The following is a 21,326-nucleotide window of genomic DNA, read 5'->3' on the forward strand; positions in this document are numbered from 1 at the left end:
GTTTGCCTATGATTTAGGCAGAAATACAGCCACCCTGCGCCTGACGCAACATAAGAAACCGTAATGGCACCCGCTTTTAGGGTACCAGAACCGAAACCGTAGCCGTGCAGGCAATACCTTCTTCACGCCCGGTAAAGCCCAGACGCTCTGAAGTGGTGGCCTTAACGGAAATCCGGTCCACATCCACTTCCAGCAATTCTGCCAGACGTTTGCGCATGGCTTCTGCATGTGGGCCAATTTTGGGGCGCTCGCAAATCAGGGTAAGATCAGCGTTCACCAGCATGCCGCCGCGTTCACGGATACGCTGGCCTGCATGCACTAAAAAGCGGGCGCTATCTGCGTTTTTCCATTCATTCTGGCTAGGTGGAAAATGGCGGCCAATATCACCTTCAGCCAGTGCACCGTAAATGGCATCACACAGTGCATGAATACCCACATCAGCATCGGAATGCCCGGCCAGCCCTTTGGTATGTGGCACCGTAATGCCGCACAGGATGAGCGGACGCCCTTCCTCAAACGCATGCACATCGTAACCCAGCCCTACGCGTGGCAGTAGCGTGGGGCCGATCAGTCGTTCCAGACGCACCAGATCACCCTCATATGTCAGCTTGATATTGTCTTCATCACCAGCCACAAGGGCTACGCTAAAACCGGCATCTTCCAGCAGCTTGGCATCATCCGTTGCACTGATAGATGCGGCACCACGATGGAGATCTAAAAACAGGCCAAAGCGAAAACCCTGTGGCGTTTGGGCACGATAAAGATGATCCCGCGGCACGGTGCCATCAATCACACCATCTTTTTCCCGCTTGAGGGTATCTGCTACTGGCACGGCCGGAATGGCGCCCGGATGCTGTTCCAGCCCGGAAACCACATTGCTGATAACCTGCGCCGTTACATATGGGCGGGCACCATCATGCACCAGCACAATATCCGGCTTTTCGGATTCTGGCAGCTTGTCCAGCGCTTCCAGCCCAGCCCGCACACTGGCCTGCCGGGTTTCTCCCCCAGCTACCGGCGGTAAAATCTTCAAGCCTTCCAGCGCCTCGTTCAAGGACGCAGGATCTCCAACTGGCTGAATACAGGTGACATGAGGCAACAAAGCTTGCGCTGCATGACGGATAACGGGCTGCCCAGCCAGCAGCACGTACTGCTTGGGGATGGCGCAACCCGTGGTGGCGGCATAACGACTGCCCGTACCGGCAGCCAAAAGAATGGCGGCTACTCGCATGCACGAAGCAATGCGGCGGGCAGGCTTGTCCGTCAAGCCTCAAAATAGGCAGGGCACGGCATTATGGTACAGCTAGATGATCTTTTTCCTGCGCGGGGCGATAGGCTTCCACCAGATAAAGTGGGCGTTTTTTGGTTTCATTAAAAATACGGCCCACATATTCCCCTATCAGCCCTACCGTCATAAGCTGGATGCCACCCAGAAACAGGATAACAGCCATAAGGCTGTGATAGCCCGCAACACGGTTGCCGAATAACAAGGTGCACCCCACAATCCAGAGGCCATAACATACGGCGAGTATGGAAATACCCAGCCCCAGATACGTGCTAAGCTGAAGAGGCAGAACGGAAAATGAGGTAATGCCTTCCAGCGCAAAGTTCCACAAAGACCAGTAATTGAAACTGCTCTTTCCGGCTGAACGCGGGGCCCGATCATACAGAACAGCGCGGGATGGAAAACCGACCCAGGCAAACAGCCCTTTCATAAATCTGTGGCGTTCACGTAGCAGCAACAGACTGTCTACCAGCCTGCGGCTCATCAACCGGAAATCCCCCGTATCTGGCGGAATAACCACCTTATTGCCCAGCCGCTTCATGACACGATAAAACATCCATGCCGTCAGCCGTTTGGGCACACTCTCCCCTTCCCGCGTGTTACGGCGTGCGTAAACAGTATCCACATCATCTGTCCATGCGGCTACCAGATCGGCAATAACTTCTGGCGGGTCCTGCAAATCAGCATCAATCACTATTACACCACGCGTGCCCCGCGCATGGTCCAACCCTGCTGTCAGGGCAATTTCCTTGCCAAAATTACGGGATAAATTCACAATACTTACGCGCCCGCCCTGCTCCGCCAAGGCATACATGCCTGCCAGAGTTTGGTCCCGCGAGCCATCATTTACGTACACCACTTCCCACGGCATTCCGATGCCATCCATGACACCGCAGAGCCGCTGATGGAAAATTGGCAAAACCTCCTGTTCATTATAACAGGGCACAACCACGCTAAGTGCTGGTGAAAAACCAGATGGCAAAATTTTTCCCTCTCATTCAGCACTGAACAAGACTGTTTCAGTCAAGCCACGGATCAGGTTTTGGAGCATGCTCCATATTGTCACCTTATACAGATACAGAAACACAAAAAGCTTAAATATAACCGCCACGCATTTTGGTTGAGGGTTGTTGTTAAATCCGCAACAGCGGCGACAAATCCCTTTCTTATTGGCCTGTGCAGGCTTGCATCAGGCCTGTGGGAAATTAAAAGAACCTGTTATGGCGCTTTATATGTTCTTTCAGGGATAATATTACCTTATGGCCGCACAAGAAATATTAAAAGAAAATGTAAAGGATGTACCTATGGTGCTCCAGAACATTATTTTTCCGGCTCTTCAGTCTGTTATTCCTGAAGAGCTATATTTTCGGGCCTTGAATGAAAAGGTAGAACTCTTTCGTGCAGCGCCGGAAACACTTTCCTTTCATGCTGGTGGGCGTGCTGCCTTTGATACATATTTTAATGCCATAACCATTGAACGGTGGCGTGAACTTTGCGCTATTGAAAGCCTGAACCTGACATTGGAAGGCAAAGGCAAATTTATTGTGCGCTTTGGCCTGCATCAGCTTGGCCTGCCGCACCGCTGGTTGTTTGAACAAACCGTGGAATTGAAAGAGGGTTCCCCTGTTTGTCTGGATCTGCCTTTCTGGCCAGATCTGGAACGTGGTCTGCTTTATATGTGGGTTGAAGCGCTGGAAGATGGCTATCTGCGCGGTGGCAATGTTTTTACCACGCAACAGCCTGTGCGCGATGTGCGCATGGCTATTGTCATTACGCATTTCAATCGCAAACCTCACTTGCTTCCAGCCCTGCAAAAACTTGAATCTGGCCTGAGCAACGCACCACAATGGAAAGACCGGGTACGTGTTATTGTGGTGGATAATTCACAGAATGTTACGCCGGATGAGGCTGGTAACGCACTGGTTATTCCCAACCGTAATCTGGGTGGTGCGGGTGGTTTTACCCGTGGTCTCCTTTACGCCAAGGACCACGGCTTTACCCACTGCCTGTTTATGGATGATGATGCCAGTTGTGACTTTGAAGCCGTCTGCCGTGCCTATATGCTGCTCAGCTATTGCACGGAAGAACGTGCAGCCATTGTAGGCAGCCAACTGCGTGAAACCGTGCCATGGCAGCTGCATGAAGCCGGGGCGCGGTTTGTAAAAGGCCGCTGGATTGCCCGCAAGCATATGCTGGACATGCGCGATGTGCATCATCTTCTGCTTGCAGAAATGGATGATTCCGCCCCCAACTATGGGGGTTGGTGGTTCTTTGCTTTCCCCATTTCCGCTGTGCGTCACTTCCCCTACCCCTTCTTTGTGCGTGGGGATGATGCTGAGTTCTCACTCCAGAACGCATTCCCGCTGGTTACCATGAACGGCATCTGCTCCATGGCAGAAGACTTCAGTGTCAAGGAAAGTCCCATGACACGCTATCTGGGCCTGCGTGCCACCATGGTGCTGATGATGCTGAACGGGGAAGAAAAATCCAAAGCTTATCTGGATGTTTTTCTGGTCTGGTTCCGTGGCGTTCTGTTCTCCTACAATTATGCCAGCGCCAAGGCCCTGATCATGGCCATGAAGCACGTTATGGAAGGACCGGAATTTTTTATCCACAACATGGATATGGCCAGTGTACGGGCCCAGATTGGCGCCCTGACACCCAGTGAAAAAATGGTACCGTATGACCTGAAAGACGTAGAGGTGCTGCACCATCATCATCATGATGGACGTTTGCGCCGCCTTGTCAGGCTTATCACCTTAAATGGCACACTTCTGCCGACTGTTTTGATGCGTGATGATGTGCGCTTTCAGTTTAAAGACTTTAACGCAGCCTTCCGCGATATTTTCCGCTTTAAGCATGTGCTCTATTATCATGAAGCAACACGCACCGGATATGTGGCAACCCAGAACAGAAAGCTCTTTTTTGAACTGTGGAAAGAAGGTTTGGCCGTATGTGCGCAATTTGTGCGTGCCATGCCAGCCTTACAGCAGGCTTATGTTCAGGCATTGCCCGATATGACAACAGAAGCGTTCTGGCGCCAAGTTTACAAAAATGAACTGGAACCAGAAAAACAAAACTAAAGTTTTAAAAACTCATTTGTAGCCATTATTAAAAAAGCCCGGCAAAAATATGCCGGGCTTTTTTATTATCAGATATTTTGCAGAATAAGATGTAATCTACGTTCTCTCTTCAATCGCCATACAAAAACAATTAACCCCAACACACCCACAGGCACACACACCAAAGCCAATGGCCATGTATGTGGAAAATAGGAAACAACAAGCTTGCCAGAACATCCTGCAGGCACATCAACCTGCACCAGAACATCCTGAAAACCTGTTACATTTACTTTGCAGTTTAGACCATGCGCCCTATACCCCGGCCACCATTGACGGGATAAAACCATCTGCACTGGTGCTGTATGCGCTGGCACTGAAAATACCATAGTATTTGCGGTTTCATGCTCTACCGTTACAGCGGTGTTTGTAGAATATGCCAGATTGGATGGATATGTTTTAAGTGTGGAAAGATACAATAGCCCTGATTGCGCCGTAGCAACCTTACGATAGCCACAGGTTAGAACATCATGATGATATTTACTATAGGTTTCTGAAGAAACAACAATGCTACTGACGGCAAACAGATCAAACAAGCAAGGATTGCCCGGCAGCATAACTGCTGATGCCAGTTTGGGAATAATATCATCCGGCTTAAAAATGGTGTGCGATGTCTCATGCGTTAAAATGGCATCTGTATATATCTGCCCATTTGGAGAATATCCATTAAGTGTCCGAATATTGTAATATCCAAACAGGCTGGATTGCAGATCCGCCACTTCCTGCGGATGTTCTTTGCCCCAATGCACAAACGAAAGAAGATTGCCCTGAAAGTTGACATTTGCAGGCACAGTAACATGAGATGGCAGTACACTAACTGGCAAATAAATCCTGCCTAAAGAGGGCATACTGGCAAGCATCAACAATAATGAAAATGCAGGAACAACAGCAGGCACCACAATACCTATATCTGCTGAGGAAACCTGCTTTTTTCTGGCATATAGAAACCATACACCAACAAGAGCACAGCTTGCCAAAAACTCCAGACCCACAACCTTGGGCCGTTCAAACACATTTTTAGAAGCTGAAATAACAAAAACCAGCGCCACAATACTCAAAAATATGTTTTGACGCAGAGAACTTTCGACAATGTCTTTTTTGGAAAAAACGTAAAATGTTGCAATTGTTGCAAACACAGAAACATAAGGCACAAACCGTAAAGGCCAACGCAAAATACCCATTTGTGAAGGCATAAGCGCCAAGGCTGTTGTGATGCCCAAAATAACAAAACAGGCCGTAAGCACCCGATCCCGCAACGAAAAACGAAAGAATAGTGCAACAGGCAATGCAAAAAGTGTGGAAAACCCAACAGGTATGAAAACAGATTTATAACCACCAAAATAATTCATGAATTCATAATATGTTGGAGAAAAGGTCACCAACAATTGGGAAAGACTGGGGACCATAAAGTTATCTGCATTTTCCCACCCTGTTGCACGGTTCAGCAAGGGATGCAAAAAGACATATTCCGAATACACAGGAATGGCGGCTATTCCGGCAAGAAACAATGGCACGCAACGCCGGAAAACAACTTGAAACGAATCTTTATATGCCAAATCTACGCAGCTAAAACCCGCTACAACAGCAAGATAACCAATAAACCCATGTGGCCAGCCAGATGCCAGAAGTATAAGCGTTGCTGCAAAGTTAGATACCACTGCCCCAATGGTCATACGCTGGCGCAGCAAACAATATGTTGCAATAGCCAGCAAAGACCATGCATGCCCGTTGGCTGCGTTCCACCACGGGCCAGCATATTGGTATAAAAATACCGGATTGATTGCGATGGAAAACCCAAGCAACAAAGAAATATCGCGCGATATTTCTAAACTCCGCCCAATAATGTACCCTGAAATACAGCAGATAAAAACATTGCAGACAGCATAGAACCACCCAGTAATGAGTGGATTGGTTGAAAGGCATGTTAGCAAAGATGCCAGAATATTTTGCGGCGCAAAAATACCACGCTGCAACTCAACCATAGCGTTATCACCAATAAAAATATTTTTGGTGATGAAAGGAATTTCACCCGATAGCCATGCTTGCCCATACTGGCGCAGAAACCCCAGATATTCGTTCTGGGAATCATCTATCGTGAAAAATGAGGGGAAGCGAACCTCACACACCCCCACCACAAAACATGACACCAGCAAAGCGTACAAAATGGCCAGGAAACCATTTTTGACGAAACTATCAGTTTTTAACATATCAGCCCAAAAAAAATGGAATGCCTTCTCCTTTTTCAACAGAAAGCGCAGGGATTATCAATAAAAACTGAATAAAATTTACGAAAACACATAAAAAATACCCATACAAATATATTGCATGGGTATCTTATAAAATATTACGAAAAATAACTCTCAGGCAGGATCAACAAAAAAAGCCGGCAGTGAAAGTTCCGATGCCTGCAATGCCGTATCAATCACATCGCACGCGGCCAAGGCTTCCTTAATGGTTACGTCCATATCCAGGTAACGGTATGTACCCAAACGCCCCATAAAGGAGACGCCTTTTTCCGCACGCGCCAGATCAATATAGCTTTCGAGCATCTTCTTTTCATTCACCAGCCGAATGGGGTAGTAGGGAATATCATTTTCCCCTGCCAGACGGCTATATTCCCGAAAACAGACGGTTTTGGAGAACTTATCCTGTTCCCATGGGGCAAAGTGCTTGTGCTCGGAAATGCGGGTGTAAGGCACTTCTTCATTACAGTAGTTGATAACAGCAGTGCCCTGATGGTCTCCTTCATCTACAAAACGCTCAAAATCCAGCGTTCTGTAGCCCAACCGGCCAAGACGAAAGCCAAAATACCGATCAATCGGGCCTGTATAGAAAACGTGCTGGAAATCTTCTTTCAGGCTCTCAAACGAGCAGCCTAACCGCACATCAATACCATCAACATTCAGGATATTCTGCACAATAGCAGTGTATCCTTCTTCGGGCATACCCTGATATGGATGGTTGAAATAGTTATCATCATAGTTAAAGCGCAATGGCAGACGCTTGAGAATGGAAGCCGGAAGCTGCGTAGGCTCCAGCCCCCACTGTTTGCGCGTATATCCGTAAAAAAACGCCCGATACAATTCCGGGCCAATCATACTAAGGGCCTGCTCTTCAAAGGACTGCGGGTTTGTAATGCTTTTATCTGCCTTGCTTTCAATAAAAGCACGCGCTTCCTTCGGCCCCATTGTGGTCCCGAAAAACTGGTTAATGGTCAGCAGATTAACGGGCAATGTATAAACATGCGCGTTAGAAATGGCTTTTACACGGTTTACATAAGGCTTGAACGTTCCAAATTTTTGCACATAGGCCCATGTCCGCTCATCCGCAGTATGAAAAATATGTGGTCCATATTTATGCACCATAACGCCAGTTTCAGCATCGCGCTCTGTGTAACAGTTTCCCCCAATGTGAGAACGCTCATCCACAACCACCACTTTATGGCCACGTTCTGCCAGATGGCGAGCAATAACGGCACCACTAAATCCAGCGCCCACAACACAGAAGGTCATACGTTTTTCAGCCTTTTTGCTCAGTGTTCCCGCACGATATACCACTTAGCGCACCGCACGTTGCTTTATAGCTTTTTGATAAACAATCTGCCGAACAGAGGCCATACCGCCTTATGTGAATAATAGAGAAAGAATAATGAAGCCCGGCATTATTCTTGCAATCAAGAACGGTAAACACGCTGCCAAAACTTCTTTCCCGTCAATTCAGGCAGATTTTTACGGTAGGAACGCTTGAGAGCTGAAGCTTTTAGAACAAAAACAAGAGCTGTTTTTATAAATGCTTTTACAAGACGAAAGAACTGCGACGCATCCAGTTCCGCTTCAAAAATATCCTGGCTTTCATATTTACGATAAACAATATGCTGGTAACGAAAGGTAAGCCCTAACAAACCACGTGTATATTCCCCAACATACACAGGCGTTTTACACAGGCAGCATTGCGGCAAAAGATGCCCGTTTAAGCTGAGTAACCTGATATATTTTCTAAGGCGTGTTTCGGGCCGCCCCATATACATAAAAGGCTCTGACTGAAAATATATATCATCTTTACGGCACGTGGTTTCTTTTTGAATACGCTTGGCAAGCGGCATGAAATCCAAATTCTGTCGCCAAAATGCTGGCCCTTTATTAACATCCTGAAAGGCCAATAAAATAGCGTGCGCGCTTTGATACCTGCATGACAATGCACACCATAAAAAAGCCAATCCCATCATTTTTAGCGCTGGCAAAGTACGTGCTTCCCCCATCATAAGATAAATGGCCAAAGAGGCACGCATTCCCAAATAACGGGTAAAGGCATTTTCCTTGCTTAAAAAATGCTCAGAAAAACAGGCAATGCCGTTAAGTGTTACAATATTAAAGCGGTTCATCAGCCCAAAAAGGGCATCATCTCCCCGCACAAAAAAGGGAAATGGATAGGCCGATACAGCATCCAACCGAAACGCAAAAAACCACCATCCCCCATACACGGGTTTACCGGCATCCTGCTCCAGCTTCAGCAAATTTTCTACGGGCCTGACATCCTCCCCCACATGGAGCGCACGAAACACACCATCGGAAAACGCAGCCCCTTTTTCCTGCACACTCCACGGCTTGCAATCATCCAGCAAAGTACCGGCCAGACCAATCTGTTTGTCCGCGCTATAGGCCAGCATGGCATAGCAACGCCGAATGGCTTCAACCTCACAGGAAATATCGTCATCCATAAACAGGCAATGTGTGAACGTACCCTGCTCATTCAGATATAACAGGCCACGGGCAAAACCGCCGCTTCCACCATAATTGTGGTTTTTGATAACCTTGGCACCAGGTACATCTGCCGGATCAAGATTGGCTGAATTATCTATAATAATAAAATGAATGGAATCCTGATAAGCGGGATCCGGCAAAAGTGCCTGTCGCACCCGATGGATGGAATTGCGCACATAGTGTTGCCGATTAAAATGGGTGATGACAACACCCAACTGTGGCACCTGCAACATGGGAGAAGATGTTGCAAAATATGCTGCCTCTACCCTGCAATCCTGAGTTGCCGTTATACTGAAATAAATAAGCCCATCAGATAAGGTGTGCCACGCGGGAATTTCTTCCACACAGCATGTTTCACCCTTAATTTTCTTGCGCCAAACAGGCGTCACAATACCTGCGCTGGAACGATGAAAAAGGACAACCTCACCTTGCCCTGAAGCACGGAGGCTAAAGGCTAACCGGCTTATTCCGCCAGTTTGCTTCCACTTTTTGACGGAAAAGGCATTATAAAATGTATCAAAGGTAAAACCCTGCTCTGCCCGCACCAGAAAAATTTGAGAGGCTGGCTCAGCTATACACTCCGGCAGCACTGGGCGCACATACATCGCATCGCATTGCTCCAACCCTTCGGTTGGCAGAATAAGACGATGCAAAACCGTAAGCATGGTAGCACTTTCAAACGGAGTGTGAATAAAAACACATCCGGCTTTAGCGCACACAAACGCCTACTGCACCCTATATTTTAAAGAAATTTGGCGCGCCCTGCTGGATTCGAACCAGCGACCCACAGCTTAGAAGGCTGTTGCTCTATCCAACTGAGCTAAGGGCGCTTTACGCCCTACGCATAATAGGGAAAAGCAAGAAAATCAATGCGTCCAGTTTTGAATACGGTCATAACGGAAGTTATCTGCATACACTTTTGGACGACGTATCCGCGGGGCTGTTTCTTCCACCACATATGCAATAGCTTCACGCTGTGCATAGGCTTCTGCGGCCTCACGGCTATCAAAATACAAATGTATCTGAGACTGTGGATCTGCGCTGCCAGTCCACCCCATAAGGGCGCTCTGTTTACGCGGGGCAGATTGCCCGTATTCAAAAACCCATTTTCTGGTTCCGGCTAAACCGGACTGCCCAGCAGGCTTTGACTGTCTATAAATACGCGCTGGCATGATATTGCCTCCCGCTTTATTTATGGTCGGGGCGCCCGGACTCGAACCGGGGGCCTCGTGTACCCAAAACACGCGCGCTACCAGGCTGCGCCACGCCCCGAACTGAGCGCTTGTTTAAGCGTCTATTCCGAGCATGGCAACCCTCTATGAGTAAAAAATCAGTCAACCGTGCTTTTTTTGCTTCTTGCAAGCGGGGGCACAAACAAAGGTGCTGTATCCCAAGGGAACAAAACCCAGGTATCCTGCGGCACTTCCGTAATAAACAGGTCTGTCAGCTCCTTGCCTGCTGGCTTGGCATACAGGCATGCAAAATAGGCTTTGGGCAGTTTTTCACGCACCACGCGGGCTGTCACACCAGAATCAACCAGATCATCAATAATCAGAAAGCCTTCCCCATCTCCTGCGGCAATGGGTTCCTTGATGATGCGGGGCTTGCCCATATCTTCTTCATCGTATGTCACGACTGAAATTGTTTCTATCAGACGGCACCCCAACTCACGCGCCGCAATGGCTGCGGGAATCAAACCTCCGCGTGTTACGGCTACAATACCTTTCACTGGCATTTTAGGCATAAGCGCCTCTGCCAATGCCCGCGCATCCCGGTGCAGCTGATCCCATGTTACAGTGGCATAATTCACAGCCATTCAAGCGTTCCCTTTTTCATCTATTCCGCAAACAATGCTTTTATCGTGCCGTCAGGCCATTACATCACTGTCTGCCACAAGGTCTCGGCCGCACAGCTCCAGCTGGTTGGCTGAAAACGTGCCTTTATCTGTTGCTCCATAGCTGCCAGTCTTTGTGGCTGATCCAAAACGTTACGCACAAGCTCCAATGCCTGCGATGCGTTATCAGGGTCAAACATTTCTGTCAGCCCCATGCCTACTTCTGGCAGAGAAGACGTAGAAGACGAAAGGCAGGGCTTGCCCCAATACAGGCTCTCTGTCACCGGCAGGCCCCAGCCTTCATAAAACGAGGGGAAGATTGTAAACTGCGCCTGTTGGTAAAGCTGGGCCATCAAACAGTCTGAAGGTCGATCCATCCATACAACATGACCATTCAGCCATGCGCTATTTTCAAGCTGCTGCAATAGATCATCCACTAGCCACCCCTGCCCTCCAGCCAGCACCAGCTTCGGCACGGTGTGAACAGGCCGTTCAAGCAACAAACGCCGCCAAACCCTGAGCAGAAGCGCATGATTTTTACGAACTTCCAGCGTGCCGGCACATAAAACATACGGCCCCAGTTTTTCAATTTGGGTTGGGATGGATAACGCTGCGCTTGAAACACCAGAAAACCCACACCCCATTGGCAACGTCACAACAGGGATGGAAAGCGGATTACCGCTCTGCTGGGCATAAGAGAGCACATCTTGGCGTGTAGATTCGGAATTGGCAAAAATAACATCGCATTCCGGCACAGTCTGTTCATACCAGCGTCGGAATACAGCAGGCAAACCTGGTTGGCACCATTCTGGCCACAAAAGCGGTACCAGATCATGCACTAGCACGCCAATATACATGCCATAGCGCTGCCGACATTGCCGCAACAGGTTTTGATATAAAGCATGAGACCATGATGCCCCTAAGGAAAGCAGAATATCACCCTGTTCTGGGGCAAACTCCTGCACCTGCGCCGCAAAATCACTTTTTTTGAACACACAATGCGCTGCCATATCCCAAATGGCATGCGCCAGAGCATCTCCGGCTTGCACAGCACTCCGGGTATTTCTGATCAGATTACCCGCAGGCACACGGAGAGAAGATGGCACACGCCGCGCGCATTTTTGTAGCAGGCCGTAATGCGGAAACGCCGCGGATGAAGATGATCGGATAGGCAGACTTTCACCATCACCCGCACTTTGCCCGGCGAGAGCTTGCCAGACGGCCTGCACCTGCGCCCAGGACACCACCACAAAGCCTGTGCCCTGCATATTATGCCGCAGAAAACCAACCTGCGCAGACATTTGCGGAGCCACCATAAAAGCTGCACAGATTTCCAGCACAACACGCTGAATGCCTGTAAGCCGTGCGCCTGCCTGCGCAAAAGCAAACAGATCCTCCATATCTATCCAGATCCGCTTCACAATAGCATTCCCTTTTTCTCTCTCCGCATGATCCGGATAAAACATATTCCATATCTGCAAGAAAATATGGCAGACCGACTTTTCCATGATTATAGAGGGGTGCATGACAAGTCATACTGTTACCCCCGTCTCACCTCTTGTGCTGGATCATCCCCTCATCAAGCACAAGCTCACCCATTTGCGCCGCGCAGAAACTTCCACCGCAGGCTTTCGTCGCCTTGTGCGCGAACTGAGTTTGTTGATGTGTTATGAAGCCACCCGTGATCTGCCACTAGAACCCGTAGAAATTCAGACACCTCTGGAACCCATGCAAGGCGAACAACTGGCTGGGCCGGATGTCTGCTTTATTTCCATTCTACGTGCCGGCAATGGCCTTTTGGATGGTATGCTGGATTTGGTGCCCTTTGCTCCGGTTGGGCATATCGGCTTGTACCGCGACCCTGAAACGCTGGAAGCTGTGGAATATTACCTCAAACTTCCCTCACAGGTTTCTTCTCGCCGTTGCATTGTCGTGGATCCCATGTTGGCCACTGGGCACAGTGCGGCTGCCGCCATTACACGGCTGAAGGAAAAAGGGGCCCGCAAGCTTCTGTTTACCTGCCTGCTTTCCACCCCCCAAGGTATTGCCTGCTTGCAACAAGCACACCCAGATGTGCAGATCATGACATGCGCCATTGATCGCGGCCTGGATGAACACAGTTACATTGTGCCTGGGCTTGGTGATGCTGGTGATCGCCTTTTTGGCACGCGTTAACCCCCCATCGCCCTACACGCGTTTTTGTGGATAGTGATATGAAACTGAAATCCGCTACGGTTCTTGCTGGCCTACTGCTTGCTCTGGCTGCCTGCCATGAGCAACCTGCCTCGGACAGTCAGCCATTGTTCCATGACAAAACACACCAGAAAGCACCGCCGCCCATTATTGAGGATGAGGATGAAAATCCACATGGCGGTCCTGCGCTGGATGAAAATGATGGTTACCGCCCGCAAACACCCCATGCCCAAGGGGCTTATCTGGGCACGGGTGGTGGCGGATCACCCTAAAATCTGTTCCGCCTGAACACCCTTGTTTCTCACCACCAAAAACACAGGGTGTTTTCTGACCAGATCAGTCCTCTGCCTCTGGCACGCATCCTATACGTTCCAGATATTCTGGCTCTCCGTAATCACCGGCTTCTTCATCAACTTCCATCCGCACGACCAATGCCCCGGCCACGGATAAAATGCCCGCACGCACTTTATCAATCCGGCGGTGTGCATCCTGCGAGTTACGGCACAAAACTGCAGTGCCTGCTTCCAACCGTGTTCCGCGCCACACAAATGGCTGAAATACAATACGTTCTGATAAAGACATAAGACTCTCCTCATCTCTTTAGTTCTATTTTTGTTCTATATAAATAACGGCTCCTTTTGTCACATAAAAAAAAGCCGCGGCCTTAAAATTGGCTGCGGCTTTTTGCAAACAGATGAAATATCTTTGAACCCGCGTTATGGCCGCCCAACAGACAGATAGGTAAAACCGGCTTTACGCATTACGGCTGGATCAAAAATATTGCGCAAATCCACAATAATCTTGGCCTGCATCCGCTGCGCCAATGCTTCTGGAGAAATGGAACGGAACTGTTCCCATTCTGTAAGAACCACCAGCACATCCGCATTTTGTGCAGACTCCAGCGCAGTCTCACAATAAGTGGTTTCTGGCGGCAGGAGTGGCTTTGCTGCTTCCATACCCACCTGGTCATAGGCCTGTAAACGCGCCCCCGCCTCTGCCAGACGATGCAAAATGGGAATGGAAGACGATTCTCGCATATCGTCTGTTTCGGGCTTAAAGGTAAGCCCCAGCACAGCAACTGTTTTATTGTTTACCGAGCCACCACATGCCGCAATAATTCGGCCTGCCATGGCTGCCTTACGGGCCTCGTTCACCTGCACTGTTGTTTCTACAAGACGGCACCCACTTTGGGCTTCCTGTGCAATGCGAGAAAGTGCCAGCGTATCCTTGGGAAAACAGGATCCACCATAACCAGGGCCGGGGTTAAGAAAACGGCTGCCAATACGCTCATCCAGCCCCATACCATAAGCCAGATCCTGTACATTGGCCCCCAGTTTTTCACACAGATCGGCCATTTCATTGATGAAGGAAATTTTCATGGCCAAAAAGGAGTTGGAAGCATATTTTGTGAGTTCAGCTGTCTCCAACCCTGTAAATACCAACGGGGCATTGAGTTTTTTCAGGGGTTCGTAAACTCGCTGCATAACGGCTTCTGCACGGCGTGCACGTTCTGGCTGTTTCTGATCCAGACCAATAATCACACGGTCTGGGCGCATGCAGTCATCAATGGCACTCCCTTCACGCAAAAACTCTGGATTAGAGGCAACGTCAAAATCCAGATCAGGGCGTGTTGCACGGATAATTTCTGCAATTCTGCGGCTGCTGCCCACTGGCACGGTGGATTTTGTAACAATAACGGCATAGCCAGTCAGCGCATGCGCAATCTGCCGCGCTGCCGCATGCACGTATTGGAGATCTGCTGCGCCATCTCCATTACGTGGAGGCGTACCTACCGCAATAAAAACAGCATCTGCACCCGCAACAGCCTGTGCAATATCATCACCAAATGTCAGGCGCCCGGCACGGGCATTGGTTTCAACCAAGGCATCAAGCCCAGGTTCATAAATGGGTATGCGACCTTCGCGCAAAGCAGAAAGGCGGCCTGGATTTGTTTCCACCACAGCCACATGCAGCCCAAACTCAGCAAAACATGCACCAGACACCAGCCCAACATATCCGCCGCCAATCATGGCTATACGCACGAGCACTTCTCCCATTCTGCCATACGGTTACAACCTGCTTTATGTACAAAGTTCAGGTGAACTCAACTGCGGCATCAATGCCCTGTGCAGCCAACATACGCAATGTGAAAAGGTGAATCTTGATTTTTGCTGCCTTTGCAAGGGCATTAAAAACCGAACAGAGCCGGAAAACGGCAGCTTTCTTCTGGCGCAGCATACACATTTACGCTCACCAAATATTCGCCTAGCGCAAGCCGGTTTAATATGTCACTATCGAAACGGAATAGATGGACATTTAAATGGAGTAAAAAGCGCATGAAACTGGTTACTGCGATTATCAAGCCCTTTAAACTTGATGACGTGCGCGAAGCTCTGGCCCCTTTAGGTATTCAAGGGCTAACAGTTTCTGAAGTAAAAGGTTTTGGCCGCCAGCGTGGTCAGACCGAAATTTACCGCGGTGCAGAATACCGCATTAGCTTCCTGCCTAAAATTAAGGTGGAAATCGCCATTAAAGATGACATGGAAGACCAAGTGGTGGAAGCCATTGCAAATGCCGCGCATACGGGCAAAATTGGTGATGGCAAAATTTTTGTAAGTGATATTTCACGCGTAGTCCGTATTCGCACAAAGGAATCTGGCGAAACCGCACTGTAACCAAGAATTCACGCGCCTTGTTACTCTGAAACCATCATAATGAAGGAAGCAAAAGCAGATTTCCTTCAGTATGATGGCTGTTATGGTTCTGCGTTTTAGTTAGATAATGTAATCAATTGGTGGCAGCGTCTGATCCATATTGAGCGCTGGCATACGCCCTGTATGGCGCACCCCTACCTTGCGGGCCGGATTTCCGACAACTGTTGTAAATGGCGGCACAGGTTCCAGCACAATAGATCCGGCACCGATTTTAGCACCCTCACCAATTTCAATATTTCCCAGAACCTTTGCACCAGCACCAATAAGCACTCCACGCCTTACTTTTGGGTGCCTGTCTCCCGAATGTTTGCCTGTGCCGCCCAGTGTAACGTTCTGCAAAATAGACACGTCATCTTCTATAATGCTGGTTTCCCCCACCACAATGCCTGTGCCATGGTCAAACAAAATCCGTCGGCCAAGCTGCGCTGCCGGGTGAATATCCACAGCAAACAATTCTGATGCACGGCTTTGCAGATGCAGCGCCAAATGGCGCCGCCCTTCCGCCCATAACCAATGGGCCACCCGATATGTTTGCACAGCCTGATAGCCCTTAAAGAATAGGAAAGGCGTTACAAAATCCGGGCAGGCTGGGTCTCGTTCTCGAATCGCCAACAAATCAGCGGCAGCGGCGCAGACAATGTCCGGGTCTGCATCAAATCCTTCCTTAACCAGTTCAGCCAACGCATCGGATGCTACAGAGCGATCCCCCAACTTGCGGCCAATCAACGCCGCCAGTGCAGAAGAAAAATCAGAATGGCTGCGCACGCCTGTCGCCAGCAAGCCTTTTACCAATGGATCATGACAGACACAGGCCTGCTGTGTCATCTGCTGCCAAAGCACACCCAGCTGTGGCGCACAGATTGAACTGTCTTCATCAAAATGGCTGGCCTTGACGGCAGCCTGTATGCTGTCGTTCATTGCTATGTCCATTTTACAACCCCATAGCGTGCTTTACAAAAGCCTTCCGCAACGCCGGCAAGCGGTTTACGCCAGCAATACCAACATCACGCGCAAACCTTAAAACCGGATTATTGTTGCTGAACAATCTGTCCAGCACATCGGTTGCGGCCAACATTAGCATATTGGCCGGGCGACATTCTGCCTGATAACGCGCCAGAAGTTCTGGCGCTCCCAGATCCTTATTATGTTTATGTGCGGCAATAAGAATTTTGCTGAGTGCAATAATATCCCGAAAACCCAGATTAAGCCCCTGCCCGGCTATGGGGTGAATACCATGCGCGGCATCCCCCACCAGCACCATGCGCGTATCCGTGTAACGCTGCGCATACTGAGCAGACAAAGGATACGTCCATCGCCGCCCCACTGGCTTGACCTGCCCTAAGCGGTTATTGCCCATCCGCCGCTGAAGCTGCATGGCAAACACATCATCTGGCAGCGCAGCAAAACGTTCTGCCAAACCATCGTGATCGCTCCATACAATGGCAGACATATAGGGGTGCTCTTCATTACCCGGCAAAGGCAATTGGGCAAACGGTCCTGCTGGCAGAAAATGTTCAAGCGCGCTGTTATCATGCGGGAACTCATGCGCAATGGCGCAAACAATCGCTGTTTGGCCATAAGACAGGCGCGTGAGCGGAATACCAGCCTGAGAACGCAGGCGGCTTTTACGCCCATCTGCTGCCACAATAAGCTTTGCCTGAAAGCTGCGGCCATCCTGCAAGGTAACGGTTGCGCCTTCCTTACGCCGTACAATAGAGGCTTCAGCCGGTGCCAACAGCGTAATTTCTGGCGTGGTATGCAAGCTGGCGTTTAATGCCACGCGCAAGGAACGGGCCTCAATCATCCATCCAAAAGGCTGATTGGCATCTTCACGCGTGAATTCCAGAAATAACGGGGATGCAGGCTCACCCGGGCGCCCATCCGTTACCAAAATATCCTCAATCGGGCAGGATGGCAGAGGCAATGCCTCCCACACGCCGGCTTCTTCCAAATAAGCCTTGGGGCCTGCTGCAATAGCATACGCACGACCATCAAAATCCGGGTGTTCCATAGGTGGCAGATCTGCTTTATCCACCACAGCCACCTTGATACCGGCCTGCGCCAGATGGCAGGCAAGTGTTCCCCCCACAGGCCCGGCACCAATAATGCAGACATCCACATCCGGAACGGCCATCTGCGATGATCCTGCCTCTGCTGTGGCAGCATGGGATGTCTGGTGCATGGGTTCTCTGGTCCTCAAGTTTACTGCGCCATAGCTTTCAGGCGCATCTTCTCCAATTCTGAAACATTCTATACACCACCCTCTTTCGCTTGTAATGAATTTGTACCAAGCCAACAAAAAATCACTTCATTACAACGCATTAAGCACATACATATCTCACTGGCCGCTCCAAGCCATCCACAATGGCACAAGCTGCAATCTTGCCATGCGTGAAAGACACTAGCCTGCATTTTCGGATTCCATCATGGTTTGCCAGCTTTTTTCACGTTCCATAAATTTTTAAGGATCATTTCCACTGCTTGAGCACCTAGACTATCTGTTGCAGCATTATGGGTATGGCATTGTTACCATAATTGTCATGATGGAAAGCATGGGCCTGCCCCTGCCCGCGGAAACCTGCATTATTACGGCAGCGCTTTACAGCCTTAAAACGCATCACTTGGCTATTGAGGGGGTTACTGCAGCTGCAATTTTAGGAGCTGTTATTGGCGATAATTTTGGCTACCTGATCGGGCGTCATGTTGGGCTGCCACTCTTACAGAAACATGGTGCCAAAATCGGACTAACAGCAGACCGCCTGCTTTTAGGGGAATATCTGTTTCACCATCATGGTGACGCTATTGTTTTTTTTGGTCGCTTTATTTCTGTTGCACGCGTGTTTGTCGCGCTTCTGGCTGGTGCATGCCAGTTACGTTGGCCGCGCTTTATGCTGTTCAACGCACTAGGCGGAACGTGTTGGGCAGGCGGCTACGCCTTGGGCACTTACATCCTTGGAAACCAGATTACCAAACTATCTGGCAAAGTTGGCACGGCTGTTGGCATTATTGGCGCGGCATGCCTTGTAGGATGTGCCATCTTCTTGAAAAAGAATGAAAAAAAACTGATGCAACGCGCATTGGCCGAAGCCAAAACAGGGCAGTTCCCTCCAGCTTAAAGGCACGCTCTTTTCCAACAAACAGTTCGCATGCATTTTCTCCCCGGCAAAACTGCTGTTATAAGCGCACGGCAATATTGCTCTTATTCAATTAAAGTGCTCACGTATGAGATGGTTTAGATCACGTTTAATCTGCCGGCTATTGGGCCACAAATGGTCTCCATGGCAACACGAATCTTCGTGGGGGAAAGGTGACCTGTTTCTTCATCGTCACTGCATGCGCAGGGGATGTTTGGCGACTGAAAAGAAATCTGAAACCTCTTAAAAGACTCTCATCTCTCTCCTGCATGCCATCATTCATGTTATATTTTCTGTAATATTTCTGAAGTAATGACATTCACTGAATCATTTTTCATTTGTTAATAAAATAGTCGAAATTTAAAACTGGCAGACTGAACAGCATAATCGCCTACAACCGCCGTAACTACACCAGTTAGCAGCAAGACTGAGCTGAACAGCCTGCATTTGCCAATGTCATCCGCCGAAGAGCCATTGGCGTGCCATTTGTTATCGTGGAAATAGCGCAGGCGGTAGAATGTTGCCAAATGGCATACTTCTGTCCCAAAAGCCATGTAAGATATCTACTAAGTCTTTCAATAACCTGTCATCTGTTTAAATTAGATAAAGGCTCCCGTTTTTCATGCCTTCTCATTCTGCCGCAATAAACTCCACACCCAGCGCTATCGTGCCCGTCATTCTTTCTGGCGGCTCCGGCAGTCGTCTCTGGCCGGTCTCTCGCAGCAGTTTTCCAAAGCAGTTTTGGCCCCTTCTTTCCAGCCAAACCCTGTTGCAGGAAACCGCCATGCGTGGCGTTAATGCGCACTTGGGCAGCCCTGTTGTGATCTGCAACGAAGCACATCGTTTTATCGTGGCAGAACAACTCCGTGAAATTGGCATTACAGACAGCCAGATCCTTCTGGAACCTGTTGGGCGCAATTCTGCACCCGCCATCGCTGCGGCAGCTTTTTTAGTTACTGAGAAAGACCCTGATGCCATTTTGTGGATCATGGCCGCAGATGCTGCCATTCAGGATCAGGAACTCCTGAAAAAAGCACTTTATTCTGCGGTTCAGGCTGCATCTGAAGGTTACATTACAACTTTTGGTATGCGCCCGACAAAACCGGAAACGGGCTATGGCTATATTGAACGCGGAACAGAACTGAAATCTGTTCCGGGTGCTTACCATATTCAGCAGTTCATTGAAAAACCCGATGCAGCCCGCGCAAAAGAACTTGTGCAAGATGAGCGATATTCCTGGAATTCTGGCATGTTTATTGCAAAAGCCAGCGTTCTACTGCGTGAAATTGAAACCTTTGAGCCAAAAATTTTCTCTCATGTAAAAGAAGCTGTTCAAAACCGTGTCTCTGACCGTGATTTCGAACGTCTGGCACCTGCTTCCTTTAAGGAATGCCCTGATATTTCAATAGATTATGCTGTAGCGGAACGCACAAAGGTTGCTGCTGTAGTCCCTGCCGCCTTTGGATGGTCTGACATTGGAAGCTGGGATGCGATTTGGGAAATCACGCCAAAAGATGCAGATGGCAATGCGACTTTTGGTGACGTTTTTCTTGATGATTCCAAAAACTGTTACGTCCGTTCAGATGGTATCGTGACAACCGTAACAGGCGTAAAGGACCTGATTGTTGTTGTAACGGGTGATGCCGTCATGGTGGCACACCGCGATCATGCACAAAATATTAAAAAGATGGTCACACGCCTTAAAGACGCTGGACGCCGAGAAGCCACGCAGCATAACCGCATGTATCGGCCGTGGGGTTTTTATGAAAGCCTCACTGAAGGAGATCGATTCCAGGTTAAAAGAATCCATGTAGAGCCTGGCCAAAAGCTTTCCTTACAAAAACACTTTCATCGTGCGGAACACTGGGTTGTTGTTGCCGGCACAGCTCTTGTCACGCGGGATAAGGACGAGATTTTGGTGCGAGAAAACGAAAGTGTTTACCTGCCACTTGGAACCGTCCATAGGCTTGCAAATCCGGGCAAGATTCCCCTTACCCTTATTGAAGTTCAGTCCGGCCCTTATCTCGGTGAAGATGATATTGTACGGCTAGAAGATGTTTACGCACGCTCATAATTCAAACAGGCGGAACATTCATGGCAAAAGCTTTATTGCCTACAGTGTTCTGCCAAATAATTGGGGTGTTGTACCATAGTTACGTCCCTGTTCGCGACGTAACAGAACGTTTTATTTATTAAAAAATAATGTGCTGGCGGATGGGGTGGGATTCGAACCCACGGTACGGTTCCCCGCACGCTGGTTTTCAAGACCAGTTCCTTAAACCACTCG

The 21,326-nt window shown here is 49.2% G+C and carries 20 protein-coding genes and 2 tRNA genes; 7 read left to right on the forward strand and 15 right to left on the reverse strand.

Annotated features, from left to right (window positions below):
• Positions 1 to 76: 76 nt before the first annotated feature.
• Positions 77 to 1,231: a 2-C-methyl-D-erythritol 2,4-cyclodiphosphate synthase gene (gene ispF / locus CSR02_RS13995; RefSeq protein ID WP_099542061.1), complete on the reverse strand. Its 1,155-nt coding sequence runs from the start codon at positions 1,229 to 1,231 to the stop codon at positions 77 to 79.
• 61 nt (positions 1,232 to 1,292) lie between these two features.
• Positions 1,293 to 2,267 carry a glycosyltransferase family 2 protein gene (locus CSR02_RS14000; protein ID WP_099542062.1) on the reverse strand — a complete coding sequence of 325 codons (975 nt, stop codon included), beginning with the start codon at positions 2,265 to 2,267 and terminating at the stop codon, positions 1,293 to 1,295.
• Positions 2,268 to 2,544: 277 nt separating this feature from the next.
• Between CSR02_RS14000 and CSR02_RS14005 the strand changes: the two genes are divergently transcribed.
• Positions 2,545 to 4,368, forward strand: coding sequence for a glycosyltransferase (locus CSR02_RS14005; protein ID WP_099542063.1), 1,824 nt, complete (start codon positions 2,545 to 2,547; stop codon positions 4,366 to 4,368).
• 68 nt (positions 4,369 to 4,436) lie between these two features.
• On the opposite strand, the gene CSR02_RS14010 is transcribed toward CSR02_RS14005, so the two are convergent.
• From CSR02_RS14010 to CSR02_RS14045, 8 genes are all read right to left on the reverse strand, one after another.
• A complete protein-coding gene (locus CSR02_RS14010) occupies positions 4,437 to 6,611 on the reverse strand; it encodes a hypothetical protein (RefSeq protein WP_099542064.1) in 2,175 nt (724 codons plus the stop codon).
• A 153-nt stretch (positions 6,612 to 6,764) separates the two neighbouring features.
• Complete coding sequence (gene glf, locus CSR02_RS14015) at positions 6,765 to 7,916, reverse strand: UDP-galactopyranose mutase (RefSeq protein WP_042787698.1); 1,152 nt, start codon at positions 7,914 to 7,916, stop codon at positions 6,765 to 6,767.
• Positions 7,917 to 8,077: 161 nt separating this feature from the next.
• Entirely contained in the window at positions 8,078 to 9,829 is a 1,752-nt protein-coding gene (locus tag CSR02_RS14020; protein ID WP_099542065.1) for a glycosyltransferase family 2 protein, read from the reverse strand.
• 88 nt (positions 9,830 to 9,917) lie between these two features.
• A tRNA-Arg gene (locus tag CSR02_RS14025) sits at positions 9,918 to 9,994 on the reverse strand.
• A 36-nt stretch (positions 9,995 to 10,030) separates the two neighbouring features.
• Positions 10,031 to 10,336, reverse strand: a complete 306-nt coding sequence (locus CSR02_RS14030; protein WP_099542066.1) for an ETC complex I subunit — start codon at positions 10,334 to 10,336, stop codon at positions 10,031 to 10,033.
• Between the two features lie 23 nt (positions 10,337 to 10,359).
• A tRNA-Pro gene (locus CSR02_RS14035) sits at positions 10,360 to 10,436 on the reverse strand.
• A gap of 58 nt (positions 10,437 to 10,494) precedes the next feature.
• A complete protein-coding gene (gene gpt, locus CSR02_RS14040; RefSeq protein WP_042787595.1) occupies positions 10,495 to 10,980 on the reverse strand; it encodes a xanthine phosphoribosyltransferase in 486 nt (161 codons plus the stop codon).
• 59 nt (positions 10,981 to 11,039) lie between these two features.
• Positions 11,040 to 12,419 (reverse strand): glycosyltransferase family 4 protein, encoded by a 1,380-nt coding sequence (locus CSR02_RS14045; RefSeq protein WP_099542074.1) that lies wholly within the window; start codon positions 12,417 to 12,419, stop codon positions 11,040 to 11,042.
• Between the two features lie 85 nt (positions 12,420 to 12,504).
• Between CSR02_RS14045 and upp the strand changes: the two genes are divergently transcribed.
• Together upp and CSR02_RS14055 are read left to right on the forward strand one after the other, a co-directional pair.
• The gene (gene upp, locus CSR02_RS14050) at positions 12,505 to 13,173 is read left to right on the forward strand and encodes a uracil phosphoribosyltransferase (protein ID WP_099542067.1); all 669 of its coding nucleotides are present in this window, start codon (positions 12,505 to 12,507) and stop codon (positions 13,171 to 13,173) included.
• 38 nt (positions 13,174 to 13,211) lie between these two features.
• The gene (locus CSR02_RS14055) at positions 13,212 to 13,463 is read left to right on the forward strand and encodes a hypothetical protein (RefSeq protein ID WP_042787597.1); all 252 of its coding nucleotides are present in this window, start codon (positions 13,212 to 13,214) and stop codon (positions 13,461 to 13,463) included.
• Between the two features lie 64 nt (positions 13,464 to 13,527).
• Here CSR02_RS14055 and CSR02_RS14060 read toward each other — a convergent pair whose 3' ends face one another.
• Complete coding sequence (locus CSR02_RS14060; RefSeq protein WP_099542068.1) at positions 13,528 to 13,773, reverse strand: hypothetical protein; 246 nt, start codon at positions 13,771 to 13,773, stop codon at positions 13,528 to 13,530.
• 134 nt (positions 13,774 to 13,907) lie between these two features.
• Positions 13,908 to 15,248, reverse strand: coding sequence for a UDP-glucose dehydrogenase family protein (locus tag CSR02_RS14065; RefSeq protein ID WP_099542069.1), 1,341 nt, complete (start codon positions 15,246 to 15,248; stop codon positions 13,908 to 13,910).
• On the opposite strand from CSR02_RS14065, the gene CSR02_RS16670 reads away from it, so the two are divergent.
• A complete protein-coding gene (locus CSR02_RS16670; RefSeq protein WP_167384156.1) occupies positions 15,220 to 15,531 on the forward strand; it encodes a hypothetical protein in 312 nt (103 codons plus the stop codon). The two genes, CSR02_RS14065 and CSR02_RS16670, sit on opposite strands and share 29 nt — an antisense overlap.
• Positions 15,528 to 15,866, forward strand: coding sequence for a P-II family nitrogen regulator (locus CSR02_RS14070; RefSeq protein ID WP_042787600.1), 339 nt, complete (start codon positions 15,528 to 15,530; stop codon positions 15,864 to 15,866). The genes CSR02_RS16670 and CSR02_RS14070 overlap by 4 nt, the downstream gene beginning before the upstream one ends.
• Before the next feature lie 99 nt (positions 15,867 to 15,965).
• On the opposite strand, the gene cysE is transcribed toward CSR02_RS14070, so the two are convergent.
• Both cysE and CSR02_RS14080 read right to left on the reverse strand, forming a co-directional pair.
• Positions 15,966 to 16,823: a serine O-acetyltransferase gene (gene cysE / locus CSR02_RS14075; RefSeq protein WP_373319845.1), complete on the reverse strand. Its 858-nt coding sequence runs from the start codon at positions 16,821 to 16,823 to the stop codon at positions 15,966 to 15,968.
• 13 nt (positions 16,824 to 16,836) lie between these two features.
• A complete protein-coding gene (locus tag CSR02_RS14080; protein WP_042787602.1) occupies positions 16,837 to 18,087 on the reverse strand; it encodes a UbiH/UbiF/VisC/COQ6 family ubiquinone biosynthesis hydroxylase in 1,251 nt (416 codons plus the stop codon).
• A gap of 319 nt (positions 18,088 to 18,406) precedes the next feature.
• On the opposite strand from CSR02_RS14080, the gene CSR02_RS14085 reads away from it, so the two are divergent.
• Entirely contained in the window at positions 18,407 to 19,021 is a 615-nt protein-coding gene (locus CSR02_RS14085) for a DedA family protein (protein WP_244177024.1), read from the forward strand.
• A gap of 359 nt (positions 19,022 to 19,380) precedes the next feature.
• On the opposite strand, the gene CSR02_RS14090 is transcribed toward CSR02_RS14085, so the two are convergent.
• A complete protein-coding gene (locus CSR02_RS14090; RefSeq protein WP_099542070.1) occupies positions 19,381 to 19,593 on the reverse strand; it encodes a hypothetical protein in 213 nt (70 codons plus the stop codon).
• Positions 19,594 to 19,661: 68 nt separating this feature from the next.
• Between CSR02_RS14090 and CSR02_RS14095 the strand changes: the two genes are divergently transcribed.
• Positions 19,662 to 21,113 carry a mannose-1-phosphate guanylyltransferase/mannose-6-phosphate isomerase gene (locus CSR02_RS14095; RefSeq protein ID WP_099542071.1) on the forward strand — a complete coding sequence of 484 codons (1,452 nt, stop codon included), beginning with the start codon at positions 19,662 to 19,664 and terminating at the stop codon, positions 21,111 to 21,113.
• Positions 21,114 to 21,326 lie beyond the last annotated feature (213 nt).

This window comes from Acetobacter pomorum (genome assembly GCF_002738225.1).
In the GTDB taxonomy this organism is placed as follows: domain Bacteria; phylum Pseudomonadota; class Alphaproteobacteria; order Acetobacterales; family Acetobacteraceae; genus Acetobacter; species Acetobacter pomorum.

Bases quoted from the DNA above. Each gene is read 5' to 3' on its own strand.
- CSR02_RS14080 (WP_042787602.1), bottom strand. From the start codon at position 18,087: ATGCACCAGACATCCCATGCTGCCACAGCAGAGGCAGGATCATCGCAG.
- glf (WP_042787698.1), bottom strand. From the start codon at position 7,916: ATGACCTTCTGTGTTGTGGGCGCTGGATTTAGTGGTGCCGTTATTGCT.
- ispF (WP_099542061.1), bottom strand. From the start codon at position 1,231: ATGCGAGTAGCCGCCATTCTTTTGGCTGCCGGTACGGGCAGTCGTTAT.
- CSR02_RS14065 (WP_099542069.1), bottom strand. From the start codon at position 15,248: ATGGGAGAAGTGCTCGTGCGTATAGCCATGATTGGCGGCGGATATGTT.
- CSR02_RS14090 (WP_099542070.1), bottom strand. From the start codon at position 19,593: ATGGCTTTTGGGACAGAAGTATGCCATTTGGCAACATTCTACCGCCTG.
- gpt (WP_042787595.1), bottom strand. From the start codon at position 10,980: ATGGCTGTGAATTATGCCACTGTAACATGGGATCAGCTGCACCGGGAT.
- CSR02_RS14095 (WP_099542071.1), top strand. From the start codon at position 19,662: ATGCCTTCTCATTCTGCCGCAATAAACTCCACACCCAGCGCTATCGTG.
- CSR02_RS14005 (WP_099542063.1), top strand. From the start codon at position 2,545: ATGGCCGCACAAGAAATATTAAAAGAAAATGTAAAGGATGTACCTATG.
- CSR02_RS14070 (WP_042787600.1), top strand. From the start codon at position 15,528: ATGAAACTGGTTACTGCGATTATCAAGCCCTTTAAACTTGATGACGTG.
- cysE (WP_373319845.1), bottom strand. From the start codon at position 16,823: ATGAACGACAGCATACAGGCTGCCGTCAAGGCCAGCCATTTTGATGAA.
- CSR02_RS14055 (WP_042787597.1), top strand. From the start codon at position 13,212: ATGAAACTGAAATCCGCTACGGTTCTTGCTGGCCTACTGCTTGCTCTG.
- CSR02_RS14060 (WP_099542068.1), bottom strand. From the start codon at position 13,773: ATGTCTTTATCAGAACGTATTGTATTTCAGCCATTTGTGTGGCGCGGA.
- CSR02_RS14020 (WP_099542065.1), bottom strand. From the start codon at position 9,829: ATGCTTACGGTTTTGCATCGTCTTATTCTGCCAACCGAAGGGTTGGAG.
- CSR02_RS14010 (WP_099542064.1), bottom strand. From the start codon at position 6,611: ATGTTAAAAACTGATAGTTTCGTCAAAAATGGTTTCCTGGCCATTTTG.
- CSR02_RS14030 (WP_099542066.1), bottom strand. From the start codon at position 10,336: ATGCCAGCGCGTATTTATAGACAGTCAAAGCCTGCTGGGCAGTCCGGT.
- upp (WP_099542067.1), top strand. From the start codon at position 12,505: ATGATTATAGAGGGGTGCATGACAAGTCATACTGTTACCCCCGTCTCA.
- CSR02_RS16670 (WP_167384156.1), top strand. From the start codon at position 15,220: ATGGCTATACGCACGAGCACTTCTCCCATTCTGCCATACGGTTACAAC.